Origin of the sequence: Pseudomonas sp. NPDC087690 (genome assembly GCF_044743175.1) — a bacterium.
Classification (GTDB): Bacteria; Pseudomonadota; Gammaproteobacteria; order Pseudomonadales; family Pseudomonadaceae; genus Aquipseudomonas.
Map to the genome: position 1 here is coordinate 16,641 of NZ_JBIUVX010000027.1, position 13,047 is coordinate 29,687.

Annotated in this window: 14 protein-coding genes, 2 tRNA genes and 1 pseudogene; 9 read left to right on the top strand and 8 right to left on the bottom strand. The window is 59.1% G+C overall.

Annotation, left to right across the window (positions count from 1 at the left end; translation table 11 throughout):
* Positions 1-72 precede the first annotated feature (72 nt).
* The 7 genes and pseudogenes from rluD (at position 73) to ACIPIZ_RS21180 (ending at position 6,696) form a co-directional block, all read left to right on the top strand.
* A complete protein-coding gene (gene rluD / locus ACIPIZ_RS21150; protein WP_008078515.1) occupies positions 73-1,035 on the top strand; it encodes a 23S rRNA pseudouridine(1911/1915/1917) synthase RluD in 963 nt (320 codons plus the stop codon).
* Positions 1,032-1,754, top strand: a complete 723-nt coding sequence (gene pgeF / locus ACIPIZ_RS21155) for a peptidoglycan editing factor PgeF (protein WP_105708384.1) — start codon at positions 1,032-1,034, stop codon at positions 1,752-1,754. Before rluD ends, pgeF begins: the two co-directional genes overlap by 4 nt.
* Before the next feature lie 129 nt (positions 1,755-1,883).
* Positions 1,884-4,448 (top strand): ATP-dependent chaperone ClpB, encoded by a 2,565-nt coding sequence (clpB, locus tag ACIPIZ_RS21160; protein ID WP_064392441.1) that lies wholly within the window; start codon positions 1,884-1,886, stop codon positions 4,446-4,448.
* Between the two features lie 297 nt (positions 4,449-4,745).
* Positions 4,746-4,821 (top strand) — tRNA-Asn (locus tag ACIPIZ_RS21165).
* 9 nt (positions 4,822-4,830) lie between these two features.
* A tRNA-Pro gene (locus tag ACIPIZ_RS21170) sits at positions 4,831-4,907 on the top strand.
* A gap of 163 nt (positions 4,908-5,070) precedes the next feature.
* Positions 5,071-5,841 (top strand): annotated as a pseudogene (locus tag ACIPIZ_RS21175) (MCP four helix bundle domain-containing protein); the annotation flags it as partial.
* Positions 5,833-6,696 (top strand): methyl-accepting chemotaxis protein, encoded by an 864-nt coding sequence (locus tag ACIPIZ_RS21180; protein ID WP_371920188.1) that lies wholly within the window; start codon positions 5,833-5,835, stop codon positions 6,694-6,696. The pseudogene ACIPIZ_RS21175 and the gene ACIPIZ_RS21180, both read left to right, overlap by 9 nt.
* A 62-nt stretch (positions 6,697-6,758) precedes the next feature.
* Here the strand turns inward: ACIPIZ_RS21180 and ACIPIZ_RS21185 are convergent, their stop codons facing one another.
* The 5 genes from ACIPIZ_RS21185 to ACIPIZ_RS21205 all read right to left on the bottom strand — a co-directional run bounded on the left by ACIPIZ_RS21185 (position 6,759) and on the right by ACIPIZ_RS21205 (position 10,187).
* Positions 6,759-7,166, bottom strand: a complete 408-nt coding sequence (locus tag ACIPIZ_RS21185; RefSeq protein ID WP_401167233.1) for an EF-hand domain-containing protein — start codon at positions 7,164-7,166, stop codon at positions 6,759-6,761.
* 283 nt (positions 7,167-7,449) lie between these two features.
* A complete protein-coding gene (locus ACIPIZ_RS21190; protein WP_016986237.1) occupies positions 7,450-8,748 on the bottom strand; it encodes an NAD(P)/FAD-dependent oxidoreductase in 1,299 nt (432 codons plus the stop codon).
* 63 nt (positions 8,749-8,811) lie between these two features.
* Positions 8,812-8,985 carry a DUF3094 domain-containing protein gene (locus ACIPIZ_RS21195; RefSeq protein ID WP_007909875.1) on the bottom strand — a complete coding sequence of 58 codons (174 nt, stop codon included), beginning with the start codon at positions 8,983-8,985 and terminating at the stop codon, positions 8,812-8,814.
* Between the two features lie 51 nt (positions 8,986-9,036).
* A complete protein-coding gene (locus tag ACIPIZ_RS21200; RefSeq protein ID WP_064392450.1) occupies positions 9,037-9,564 on the bottom strand; it encodes an MOSC domain-containing protein in 528 nt (175 codons plus the stop codon).
* Complete coding sequence (locus ACIPIZ_RS21205; protein WP_064392452.1) at positions 9,561-10,187, bottom strand: DUF1780 domain-containing protein; 627 nt, start codon at positions 10,185-10,187, stop codon at positions 9,561-9,563. The genes ACIPIZ_RS21200 and ACIPIZ_RS21205 overlap by 4 nt, the downstream gene beginning before the upstream one ends.
* 192 nt (positions 10,188-10,379) lie before the next feature.
* Between ACIPIZ_RS21205 and ACIPIZ_RS21210 the strand changes: the two genes are divergently transcribed.
* Complete coding sequence (locus ACIPIZ_RS21210) at positions 10,380-11,069, top strand: energy-coupling factor ABC transporter permease (protein WP_064392454.1); 690 nt, start codon at positions 10,380-10,382, stop codon at positions 11,067-11,069.
* Positions 11,070-11,134: 65 nt separating this feature from the next.
* Complete coding sequence (locus tag ACIPIZ_RS21215) at positions 11,135-11,350, top strand: hypothetical protein (RefSeq protein WP_007959584.1); 216 nt, start codon at positions 11,135-11,137, stop codon at positions 11,348-11,350.
* 6 nt (positions 11,351-11,356) lie between these two features.
* Here the strand turns inward: ACIPIZ_RS21215 and yacG are convergent, their stop codons facing one another.
* From yacG to ACIPIZ_RS21230, 3 genes are read right to left on the bottom strand one after another with little or no spacing between them, the layout of a single operon-like run.
* Positions 11,357-11,557, bottom strand: a complete 201-nt coding sequence (yacG, locus tag ACIPIZ_RS21220) for a DNA gyrase inhibitor YacG (RefSeq protein ID WP_064392456.1) — start codon at positions 11,555-11,557, stop codon at positions 11,357-11,359.
* The gene (coaE, locus tag ACIPIZ_RS21225; protein ID WP_064392457.1) at positions 11,554-12,177 is read right to left on the bottom strand and encodes a dephospho-CoA kinase; all 624 of its coding nucleotides are present in this window, start codon (positions 12,175-12,177) and stop codon (positions 11,554-11,556) included. Before coaE ends, yacG begins: the two co-directional genes overlap by 4 nt.
* The gene (locus ACIPIZ_RS21230) at positions 12,174-13,046 is read right to left on the bottom strand and encodes an A24 family peptidase (RefSeq protein ID WP_064392459.1); all 873 of its coding nucleotides are present in this window, start codon (positions 13,044-13,046) and stop codon (positions 12,174-12,176) included. Before ACIPIZ_RS21230 ends, coaE begins: the two co-directional genes overlap by 4 nt.
* Position 13,047 lies beyond the last annotated feature (1 nt).

Genomic DNA, 13,047 nt, shown 5'->3' on the forward strand with positions numbered 1-13,047 from the left:
GGGCAAAAGACGCCGTATTTAACCACAAGCGCGCAGCCGAAACCAAAAGCTGTGCCGACGCACAGTCAGAGCATGTCCGATAAAATTGAACTTCGCGCAGAGGTGCCGTCCGAATTGGGCGGCCAACGCCTCGATCAAGTCGCTGCCCAACTCTTCGCTGAGCACTCTCGCTCGCGCCTTTCCGCCTGGATCAAAGAAGGTCGCCTGACTGTGGACGGGGCGGTCATCCGCCCTCGCGACATCGTGCATGGCGGTGCCATCCTTGAGCTGACTGCCGAGCAGGAAGCCCAGGGCGAATGGATCGCCCAGGACATCGAACTCGACATCGTCTATGAAGACGACGACATTCTGGTGATCAACAAGCCTGCGGGCCTGGTGGTGCACCCGGCTGCCGGTCACGCCGATGGCACCTTGCTCAACGCTTTGCTGCACCACGTGCCGGACATCATCAATGTCCCGCGCGCCGGTATCGTGCATCGTCTGGACAAGGACACCACCGGTCTGATGGTGGTGGCCAAGACTATTCAGGCGCAGACCAAGCTCGTTACTCAGTTGCAGAGTCGCAGCGTCAGCCGCATCTATGAGTGCATCGTGATTGGTGTGGTGACCGCCGGGGGCAAGATCAACGCCCCGATCGGTCGTCACGGCCAGCAGCGCCAGCGCATGGCGGTGATGGAGGGCGGCAAGCCTGCCGTCAGCCACTATCGCGTGCTGGAGCGTTTCCGTTCGCACACCCACGTGCGGGTGAAACTGGAAACGGGCCGTACGCACCAGATTCGCGTGCACATGTCGCACATCAACTTTCCGTTGGTCGGCGATCCGGCGTACGGCGGTCGTTTCCGCATTCCGCCAGCCGCCAACCCGACGATGGTGGAATCGCTCAAGCATTTCCCGCGTCAGGCCCTGCACGCGCGCTTCCTTGAACTGGATCATCCGACGACCGGTATACGCATGAGCTGGGAATCGCCGCTGCCAGAAGATTTCGTCTGGCTGCTGACCTTGCTCAAACAGGATCGCGAGGCCTTCATCGGATGAACTGGCTGACGCCGGACTGGCCCGCGCCGGCCAGCGTCAAAGCCTGCGTCACCACCCGCGAGGGCGGTGTCAGCGAGGCGCCGTTCGACAGCCTCAATCTGGGCGATCATGTCGATGATCGTCCTGAGGCTGTTGCCGAGAACCGACGGCGCCTGACCGATCATTTCTCTATACAGCCTGCCTGGTTGCAGCAAGTGCACGGGATTGCCGTGGCGCATGCTGATCCGGGCGTTGTTGCGACCGCAGATGCCAGCTGGACGGCAACGCCGGGGATTGCCTGCGCGGCGATGACGGCGGACTGCTTGCCGGCCTTGTTCTGCGATCGTGCTGGCACTCGCGTGGCGGCGGCTCATGCCGGTTGGCGTGGTCTGGCGGCGGGTGTACTTGAAGCGACGCTCGATAGCCTCGATATTCCGCCCAAGGACGTGCTGGTCTGGCTCGGCCCGGCGATTGGCTCGCAAGCCTTTGAAGTCGGCCCGGAAGTGCGGGAAGTCTTCATCAATCAATTGCCCGCAGCGGCAGAAGCCTTCGTGCCGAGCGACAACGCCGGCAAGTTCATGGCTGACATTTATAAGCTGGCGCGCCTGCGTCTGGCTGAACGTGGTGTTACCGCTGTTTATGGCGGCGGTTTCTGCACCGTGACCGATCCACGCTTCTTCTCTTATCGCCGTGCGTCACGCACCGGTCGCTTTGCCTCCCTTATCTGGCTCACCCGCTAAACTCTCTGATCTGCATCAACCCTCTGACGCTTGAATCTCCCAGAATCGACCGCATCTACAGTGGTATCTGGCAGGTTTCTTTATTCAGGATGGTTTTTAGGTCCGGCCTGCTCAAAAGGAAGGTGACTTATGCGAATAGACCGTTTAACCAGCAAATTACAGTTGGCCTTGTCCGACGCCCAGTCGTTGGCTGTCGGCCACGATCATCCGGCGATTGAGCCGGCGCACTTGATGCAAGCCATGCTTGAACAGCAGGGTGGTTCGATCAAACCTCTGCTGATGCAGGTGGGCTTCGACGTCAACAGCTTGCGCAAAGAGCTGACCAAAGAGCTCGACCAATTACCGAAAATCCAGAACCCGACTGGCGACGTCAACATGTCGCAGGATCTGGCACGCCTGCTCAATCAGGCTGACCGTCTGGCTCAGCAGAAGGGCGATCAGTTCATTTCCAGTGAACTGGTGCTGCTCGCTGCAATGGACGAGAACAGCAAGCTCGGCAAGTTGTTGCTCGGCCAGGGCGTCAGCAAAAAAGCCCTGGAGAACGCGATTACCAACCTGCGTGGCGGCGAAGCGGTGAATGACGCCAACCACGAAGAGTCGCGGCAGGCGCTGGATAAATACACCGTCGACCTGACCAAGCGCGCCGAAGACGGCAAGCTCGATCCGGTGATCGGTCGTGACGATGAAATCCGTCGCACCATTCAGGTTCTGCAACGCCGCACCAAGAACAACCCGGTGCTGATCGGTGAACCCGGCGTGGGTAAAACCGCGATCGCCGAAGGTCTGGCTCAGCGCATCATCAACGGTGAAGTGCCGGACGGCCTTAAAGGCAAGCGTCTGCTCTCGCTGGACATGGGCGCGCTGATTGCCGGTGCCAAGTATCGCGGTGAGTTCGAAGAACGCCTGAAATCGCTGCTCAACGAGCTGTCGAAGCAGGAAGGGCAGATCATTCTGTTCATCGACGAGCTGCACACCATGGTCGGCGCCGGTAAGGGCGAAGGCTCGATGGACGCCGGCAACATGCTCAAGCCAGCACTGGCGCGTGGCGAGTTGCACTGCGTCGGCGCGACCACGCTCAACGAGTATCGCCAATATATAGAGAAGGACGCGGCACTCGAACGACGCTTCCAGAAAGTCCTGGTGGATGAGCCGAGCGAAGAAGACACCATTGCCATCCTGCGTGGCCTTAAAGAGCGTTACGAGGTTCACCACAAGGTGGCGATCACCGACGGCGCGATCATCGCCGCGGCCAAGCTCAGCCATCGCTACATCACTGACCGGCAGTTGCCGGACAAGGCCATCGACCTGATCGACGAGGCCGCGAGCCGCATCCGCATGGAAATCGATTCCAAGCCGGAAGTGCTCGATCGTCTGGAACGTCGCCTGATTCAGTTGAAGGTGGAATCTCAGGCACTGAAGAAAGAAAGTGACGAAGCGGCGATGAAACGTCTGGAGAAACTCCAGGAGGAAATCGTCCGTCTCGAGCGCGAGTATTCCGATCTGGAAGAAATCTGGAACTCGGAGAAAGCCGAGGTGCAGGGTTCTGCACAGATTCAGCAGAAGATCGAACAGTCGCGTCAAGAACTGGAAGCCGCGCGTCGTAAAGGCGATCTGAACCGCATGGCCGAGTTGCAGTACGGGGTGATCCCGGATCTGGAGCGCAGCCTGCAAATGGTCGATCAGCACGGCAAGAGCGAGAACCAGTTGCTGCGCAGCAAGGTGACTGAAGAAGAGATCGCCGAAGTCGTGTCGAAGTGGACCGGCATTCCGGTGTCGAAAATGCTCGAAGGCGAGCGCGACAAACTGATGAAGATGGAAAGCCTGTTGCACAAACGGGTCATCGGTCAGGAAGAGGCCGTGGTCGCTGTGGCCAATGCGGTACGCCGTTCCCGCGCCGGGTTGTCCGACCCGAATCGTCCGAGCGGCTCGTTCATGTTCCTCGGCCCGACCGGCGTCGGTAAAACCGAGCTGTGCAAGGCGCTGGCCGAATTTCTCTTTGATACTGAAGAGGCAATGGTGCGGATCGACATGTCCGAGTTCATGGAGAAACATTCCGTGGCGCGGCTGATCGGTGCGCCACCGGGATACGTCGGTTACGAAGAGGGTGGTTACCTGACCGAGGCTGTGCGTCGCAAGCCTTACTCGGTGATCCTGCTGGACGAAGTCGAGAAGGCGCACCCGGATGTGTTCAACATCTTGCTGCAAGTGCTTGAGGATGGTCGTCTGACCGACAGCCATGGCCGCACGGTGGACTTCCGCAATACCGTGATCGTCATGACCTCGAACCTCGGCTCTGTGCAGATTCAGGAGCTGGTCGGTGATCGTGAGGCGCAACGCGCAGCGGTAATGGATGCACTGACGTCGCACTTCCGTCCGGAGTTCATCAACCGGGTCGACGAAGTGGTGATCTTCGAGCCTCTGGCACGGGATCAGATCGCAGGCATTACCGAGATTCAGTTGGGCCGTCTGCGTACGCGTCTGGCTGAGCGCGAGCTGAAGCTGGAACTGAGCCCGGAAGCGATGGACAAGCTGATCGCGGTTGGTTACGACCCGGTGTATGGCGCGCGTCCTTTGAAACGGGCGATCCAGCGCTGGATCGAAAACCCGCTGGCGCAATTGATCCTCTCGGGTCATTTCATGCCAGGCGACACGGCGACCGGGACTGTCGAGAACGACGAAATCGTTTTCAACTAAGCCCGAACACCAATGAAAATTGGCAGGCCCCACCTTGTGGGGCCTTTTTTTTCGTTAGGCTGTTGAACTCAAAGGAAAAGGCTTGTAAAGTGCGCCCCGCAGTCAGTCGCCAAGACGGTCTCAGCTCACTGAGTTGAAATCTGAAATAAGTTGCAAATCATTAACTTGAAAGCAATTTAGGGGGTTGACAGAGGTGTTCTAGGTTGTAGAATAGCGCGCCTCAGACACACGAACGCAGCGATGCGAACGAGTCACTGGAAGCAACAAGTTTCACCGTTGTAAATTGAAATATGTAGTTCCGTGATAGCTCAGTCGGTAGAGCAAATGACTGTTAATCATTGGGTCCCAGGTTCGAGTCCTGGTCACGGAGCCAATTTCAAGCCGGGGTATAGCGCAGTCCGGTAGCGCGCCTGCTTTGGGAGCAGGATGTCAGGAGTTCGAATCCCCTTACCCCGACCATATTAAAAATCCTCGTATCGAAAGATACGGGGATTTTTTTTGTCCTTCGAAAAGACAATTCCCTTCAAGTCATCGTACAACTGGCCGATAGCCCGCTAACACGAGGGGACTGCCATGGCTTCGCCCCTTGAATCTGGCCAATACAAGAATAAGGGCGTGCGTCATGTTGCTTCGTCAGTTGAATATTGCTCCCCGGGCTGCCCTGGGATTCGCCCTGATCGCGGTGTTGGTGGCTTTGCTCGGTGTGTTTGCGCTCGGGCAGATGTCGAGTATTCGCGACAGTGAAGTCGCGGTAGAAAACCAGTGGCTGCCGAGTATTCGTGGCGGCGACGAGATTCGCGAGATCATGCTGCGCATCCGCACCATCTCGCTGCGCATGGCGCTGGATCAGGATCCGGCCAACATTGCGACTTACCGCAGCCAGATGGACACCCGCGACAAGGAGCTGAGCGAGAAAATCGCCGCTTACGACAAACTGGTCAACACCCCGGAAGGCCAGCAGCTATACGACCAGTTCAAGAAAACCTTCGCCGCCTATCGCAGTGGCATCGCTCAATCTTTCACCCTCGCCGAGCAAGGCAAGCGTGATGAGCTGACCAGGTTATTGCTGGTCGACATGAAAACCGTCGTCGATGGTTCCGGCAAACAACTCAACGACCTGGCGGATCTGTTCGCCAAACAGGTCGCTGCCGAGAGCCAGAAGTCCGCTGCGCACTACGAAAACTCGCGCACGATTGTCAGCTTGTTCATTGCCTTGGCCGCGCTGGCCACAGTCGCCCTGGCGATGATGCTCACGCGCAGTATCGTCCGGCCGCTGAGCAGTGCCGTGAGCGCAGCAGAAAGTGTGGCGCAGGGTGATCTGACCCGGCCAATCGAAACCCATGGCAATGATGAAGTCAGTCGCTTGCTCAAAGCCTTGGCGACCATGCAGCAGAACCTGCGTGAGACGCTGCAAGGCATCAGCGGTTCGGCGACGCAATTGGCAACGGCTGCCGATGAGCTCAATGCGGTGACGCTCGACAGCACGCAGGGGCTGCAACAGCAGAACAATGAAATCGAACAAGCCGCCACTGCGGTCAACCAGATGACGGCAGCGGTGGAGGAGGTCGCACGCAATGCCGTGTCGACCTCTGACGCGACTCGTCAGTCCAGCGAGTCGGCGCATCTGGGCCAGGTGCGCGTCAGTGAGACCGCCACGGCCATCAACGCGCTGGCCAGTGACGTGCAACAGACCGGTGAGTTGGTGCAATCACTGGCCAACCAGTCGCAGAACATTGGCAAAGTATTGGACGTGATTCGGGCGATTGCCGAGCAGACCAACCTGCTGGCACTCAACGCAGCGATTGAAGCGGCGCGTGCGGGTGAGAGCGGACGAGGTTTTGCCGTGGTTGCCGATGAAGTGCGGGCGTTGGCTTATCGCACGCAGCAATCGACGCAGGAGATCGAGCAGATGGTCCAGGGCATGCGCAGCGGTTCGAGCCTGGCGCTGGATTCGATGCAGGCCAGTACCGCGCGTGCCACGACCACGCTGGCGCTCGCCGAGCGCGCCGGTGAAGCGCTGCAAACCATTACCGCGTCAGTGCATCAGATCCATGAGCGCAATCTGGTGATCGCCAGTGCCGCCGAAGAGCAGGCGCAAGTAGCCCGGGAAGTGGATCGCAACCTGGTGAACATTCGTGATTTGTCAGTACGTTCTGCCGCCGGTGCCGACCAGACCAGTGCATCCAGCCATGAATTGTCGCAACTGGCCAATGCCTTGCAGGGCATGGTGCGGCGCTTCCAGTTGTAAGCGCCAGACGTGAAAAAGCCGCGTTTCTCTCAGGGGAAGCGCGGCTTGGTTTTTTCTGCTGATCAGGCGCCGTCTTGATCTTTGAGGTGCTCGAACAGTCCTTTGGGCATTTTCTTGCCGTTGGATTCAAAGTTGGCCTTCACGTTGTTGTAGGCCTCTTGTTCGTCGATAAAACCGTCATGGTTGGTGTCGATCCTGTCGAAGTCGGACTTCGGCGCGACTTTGAGGAATTCGGCGCGCGAGACCTTGCCGTCACCGTCGCTGTCAGTCTTGGCCATCGAGGCATCGCCACATTTGCCTTCACCGCATTTGCCTTCCGGCGCTTTCACCGAGGTTTCCGCCGAAGCGACCATGTAGCCCTGCGCCAGTGGTTGAGCGGCAATTACCGAACCGGACAGCATCAGGCCACCAGCCAAGGCTGCGCCGATCAGGCCAATGGAATTTTTACCGAGGGTCGAAGTACGGGACATCTGGATTCTCCTGGGCTCGCTGTGCAACCACACGTTAAGGGCGAAAGCCTGAGCAGTTGCTGCTCGGGTGTGGCCATTTAGCGGTGGCGGTGTATCGCGACTGTGTCGCGCAGCTGGGGAGTTTGTAAGCGAAGGTTAGATATTACGGACGCAGATACATTACGAGACAGAAACACAAATCAAATGTAGGCCTTCGCCTGCTCGCGATAGCGGTGTATCAGGCAACATCGTTGTCGTTTGACACAACGCTATCGCGAGCAGGCTCACTCCTACAGGTCTTACATCAGTGCAGTTTCAAGCGCGGCTCGGTGCCACGGCCAATCTTGCTGCCCAGCATCAGCATCGCCGTGCGGAACGGCCCGTACAGCGCCATCTGGTGCATACGATACAGCGACACGTAAAACATTCGCGCCAGCCAGCCTTCGAGCATCACACTGCCCGTCAGATTACCCATCAAGTTACCCACGGCGGAAAAACGCGACAGTGAGATCAGCGAGCCGTAGTCGGTGTATTTGTACTCCGGCAGGGTCTTGCCTTCGATGCGCAGCTTTAGCGACTTGGCCAGCAGCGATGCCTGTTGGTGCGCTGCTTGTGCACGCGGCGGTACGTTGCGATCGGTGCCCGGTTGCGGGCAGGCCGCGCAATCGCCGAAGGCGAAGATGTTTTCATCGCGGGTGGTTTGCAGCGTCGGCAGCACTTGCAGTTGATTGATGCGGTTGGTTTCCAGGCCGTCGATGTCTTTGAGGAAACCTGGCGCGCGGATACCGGCAGCCCAGACTTTGAGGCTCGCCTTGATCTCGTTGCCGTCGGCAGTGATCAGGCTGTCCGCCGTCACTTCGCTGACCGAGGCGTTGGTCATGACATTGACCCCGAGTTTCTCCAGCGTCTTGTGCACTGGCCCGCTGATGCGTTCCGGCAGGGCAGGCAACACCCGAGGCCCGGCTTCGATCAGGGTGATGTGCATGTTTTCCGGTTTGATCCGGTCCAGGCCATACGCCGCCAGCTCATGGGCGGCATTGTGCAGTTCTGCCGCCAGCTCGACGCCCGTCGCGCCAGCACCGACGATCGCTACGCTGATCTGCTCGACGACATCGGTTTGCCCGGCGTGCGCACGCAGATAGTGGTTGAGCAGTTGCTGGTGGAAACGCTCGGCCTGTTTGCGGGTGTCGAGGAACAGGCAGTGCTGCGCCGCGCCCTGAGTGCCGAAATCATTGGTGGTGCTGCCGACGCTGATGACCAGCGAGTCGTACTGCACTTCACGCGCCGGCACCAGTTCTACGCCGTTTTCGTCGTAGGTCGCTGCCAGCTGGATTTTCTTCTGTGCGCGATCGAGCCCGCTCATGCGCCCCAGCTGGAACTCGAAGTGGTTCCATTTAGCCTGGGCAACATAGTTGAGTTCGTCTTCGGAGGAGTTCAGCGATCCGGCGGCCACTTCGTGCAGCAGTGGTTTCCAGATGTGCGTCAGGTTGGCGTCGACCAGCATCACACTGGCGGTGCCACGCTTGCCCAGAGTCTTACCCAGACGGGTAGCCAACTCCAGACCGCCGGCGCCGCCGCCGACAATAACAATACGATGGGACATGGGGATAACTCGCAAGGTTTTTAAAGGAAATCGGTGCGGTTACCCAAGCGAGCGCGAGGCAGCTCATAGCGTCAGGTAACTGATAAATCGGCTCAACAGGCCCAGACCAATGGTCACTGCCAGCACCAGCACGAGGAGCATCCACGGCCGGAAAGGTCGGCGCTCGACTCGGTGTTGGGACAGTTGCAGGTACTCTTCGACATGTTTCTGGTCTTCAGGGTTCAGGCGGCTGGTCATATTTGCCTCGTCAGGTAGACGTTGCTGAATGGGCAGAAGCTACAGCGGTTTTTATCCGGGGTTGAACGCAGCATAGCCGCTGTCCGGAACCGGTTCGACGCTCACGCTATCTTCAAGGCGGATGATCCCGCTTTGTAACACCCGCGCGGTAATTCCGCCATGCCCGCGCACGGCTTGAAAGGTGCCGGGGCCAAGGTTGTTCTGCAAGCGCGCGCAAGGCTGACACCAACCGGTGGTTTCGAATATTGCCTGACCGATGCGAAAGCGCCGACCCTTCAGGCTAAACAAATTGATACCGCTGATAACGAGATTGCGCCGCAGATCTTCAGGTCTGACCGGTTGATCGTCCGGACGCCCCATCAAGGCGTTGATGACGGCCAGATGTTCCCACTGAATCAGCGTCACTTGCCGCGCATTGCGCACACCGGGGCGCGCATGATCGCCGGTCAGCCCGGCTTCGAGCCGCGCCTCGACGGCATCCAGCTCGATCATCGGCCCACGGGATTCCGGACGCACGCCGATCCAGCGCACACGGCCGGACTGCGGTACGTCGGCAATCAACTGCTGAAGCGGCGTCACAGGCTGATCCCGACGTCAAAGACGATGCTGCGTCCGAGGTTGCTGCGCAAGAAATCCGGCGCATCCGGATGGGCGAACAGCACGCGGGCGAAGGTCGGGCCGACCAGGGACAGTGAGCGCCAACCCTGACGCAAATATTCGGTGGGCGGCGGGAAGTGACTGTTCAGATCCAGCACTTCGCGCTTGAGACTGGCGAAGGCAATGATGTCCAGCTCGCCGAGATCCATGCCGCGTTCTTTGTAGTTGTGGGCTTTTTTGCGCAAGGTCGGTGCCAGTCGCATGAGGAACTCATTGGCCGGGATGCGCTTGGGCTTGGCTTCTCGGCGCACCAGTTGGCTGAGAGAAAATGCACTGCGGCGACGCTGCAGTTCATCGCGCCATTCGTCATTGAGCCGGCGCCCTTCATCGAGGACGAAGAACACTTCGAAATTGGCCTCGCGAAACAGCACGTCCGGCGGCTCACCGGCCGGCGCGAATTCGTCGACACGGTAAGGAATGTTCAAGCCTTGCAGGAGGCGCTGGCAAACCCAACGCTCACGCTCCCATTTGCGGGCATTGGACAGGAACGCGTTGGCCTGCTCGGCCGCGATGGTCAGCAGGCGTAAATAATCTGAGTCATCCATAAGCCCAAGCTTAGCGTTCAAATGCGACAAGCAGAAAGCTTTGCTTGGCTGATGTTTACAGATCCCCGCGTCATCGTGCACTTGTAGGAGCTGCCGAAGGCTGCGATCTTTTGATCCTGTTCTTTTTAAAGTCAAAAGATCGCAGCCTGCGGCAGCTCCTACAGGGGGATGTGTCGTAGGAAGGTGAGGGTCATGATTGGAGCTGAACTGCTTTCGATAGCGAGCCTGACGCTCGGCTGGCTGATTTACCTGCCTGTGCTGCTGTGGGCGATCGCGCGTGCGCCGTGGGTCGAGTTGTTCAGCGACAGCCGCCGTCAGCATCTGCTGTTCGGCACGGTGTTCGCCTTGTTTCTGTTGTGGCTGGTGCGCAGGGATTTCGACACCGGCGTGTCGTATCACTTTATCGGCATGACCGCTGTGACTTTACTGCTGGATTGGCCGCTGGCAATTGTCGCAGGCCTGATTGCACAGATCGGCCTGGTGCTATTGGGTCGTCAGGATCTGCTGGCGGTCGGGGTCAATGGCTCGCTGCTGATCCTGTTACCGGTGTTGATCACTGAATGTGTGGCGATCCTCGTCGAGCGCGCACAGCCACGTAATCCGTTCGTGTACATCTTCTGCTCCGGATTCTTCGCTGCGGCGTTGTCCGCGCTGTTATGTCTAATCTTGAGTCTGACGCTGCTGTGGTACGACGGTCTCTTCGCCATGCCGGAGTGGCTGGAAGACTTCATCGGTTATTTGTGGCTGCTGCTGTTTCCCGAGGCGTTCATCAACGGCATGGTCGTCAGTGCGCTGGTGGTGTTCTGCCCGGAATGGCTGGAGACGTTCAATCGCACGCGCTACCTTTCGGCGCCGTGGAAGGATGACGATCCCAAGTCTTGATCCATATCAAACCCGCCATGCGCGCGAAATTTCATGCTCGCGCAAATCCCTTCAGGAGCGGCGACATGAGTGTGTACGAGTGGGCAAGGCAGGAGACCCGGCAAAGTCTGGAAATGGCGCAGGAGGTGGGCTTTGACCCGGGGTTGAGTTTGCGCGCCTTGCTCAGTGCCGTGGTGCAACAGAGCAAGGCGGTGCGCAACGCCGAAGACCTGGCCGACGAGTTGCGCTTTTTGGCGGAAAACCTCGACGACGATCAGGACTACGGCTTTATGCGGCCCTGATCGGGATCAGTGGCGCGGATCGAAATCGCCGGAAAACAGTTCATCCTCGGCATCAGGTGCAACGGGAATCTTGTGTTCTTCCGACGCCCAGGCGCCGAGGTCGATCAGCTTGCAGCGATCAGAGCAGAACGGCCGAAACTTGTTTTCAGGGGTGAATTCAACGGGCGCGCCGCAGGTTGGGCATTCAACGGTTGGGGTCTGGCTCATGCTTGGCCTCCGGATAAAGTCAGGTAAAAGTGATGCAGACGCTCGACTTCGCTGTGCAGCCAGGCGAGGTCGCGGTCGTTGACCACCACGTCGTCGGCGCGGCTCACGCGGTCTTCACGGCTCGACTGGGCCTTGAGGATCGCCTGAACCTGCTGTTCGCTGGTCTGGTCACGCTGCAGGGTACGCTCGATCTGCAATTGTTGCGGGGCGTCGATCACCAGGATGCGCTGGGTCATCGCGTATTGCCCGGACTCGATCAACAGCGGCGAAACCAGAATCGCGTAGGGCGATTGTGCCTGCGCCAGATGATGAGCGATTTCCTCGGCGATCAGCGGATGCAGCAGGGCTTCGAGCCAGCGGCGTTGTTCCGGCACCTCGAAGATCAGTTTGCGCAGGGCGGCGCGATCCAGCGTACCGTCGGCCTGCAAAACGCCGGGGCCGAAGTGTTCGGCTATTTTTGCCAGTGCCGGGCGACCCGGCTCGACCACCCAGCGCGCCGCATGATCTGCGTCGACCACATGGATGCCGAGGTCGATAAAGTGCTGTGCCGCCGCGCTTTTGCCGCTGCCAATGCCGCCGGTCAGGCCGAGAATCCAGGGTTTTTCCACAGGGGTATTCATTTCAAACCGACAAACTGCCAATAGAAGTCGGTTATTTGACCACCCCAGAGCAAGGCAATCCAGCCGGCAATTGCCAGATAGGGACCGAAAGGGATTGGCGTTGAGGTTTCCTGAGCGCGCAAACGCAACACAATCACCCCGATAATCGCACCCACCAGCGAGGACAGCAGAATCGTCAGCGGCAGAATCTGCCAGCCACCCCAGGCGCCGAACAACGCGAGCAGCTTGAAATCGCCATGACCCATGCCGTCCTTGCCGGTCAACAGCTTGAACAGCCAGAACACCGACCACAGCGCCATGTAACCGGCGACTGCGCCCCACAGCGCGTCATGCAGCGGTACGAACAGCCCGAAACTGTTGACGATCAGACCCAGCCACAGCAACGGCAGTACCAGCACATCGGGCAGCAATTGATGCTCGATGTCGATCAGGCTCATCGCCAGCAAAGCCCAACTGAGAAAGATCAACAGACCAGCCTGCCAGCCAAAACCGAAATGCCAGGCGATGAATGCCGAGAGCAGGCCGCAGGCCAGTTCGGTCAATGGATACCGTTTGCTGATCGGTGACGCACAGGCTGAGCAACGCCCCCGCAGCGCCAGATAACTGAACAGCGGAATGTTTTCCCAGGCGCGAATTCGATGCGCGCAATGCGGACATTCGGAGTGGGGCAGCATCAGGTTGTAGGTGGGCAGCGGTCGTTCCGCAGGCAAGCCCAGTACGTCGTGGGCCTGCTGGCGCCAATCGCGCTCGAGCATCTTCGGCAGACGCCAGATCAACACGTTGAGGAAGCTGCCCACCACCAGGCCCAGCAGCAGTGCGGTGCAAACGAAGGCCAGCGGATACAGGGCAAACAGTTCGTCGATAGGCATG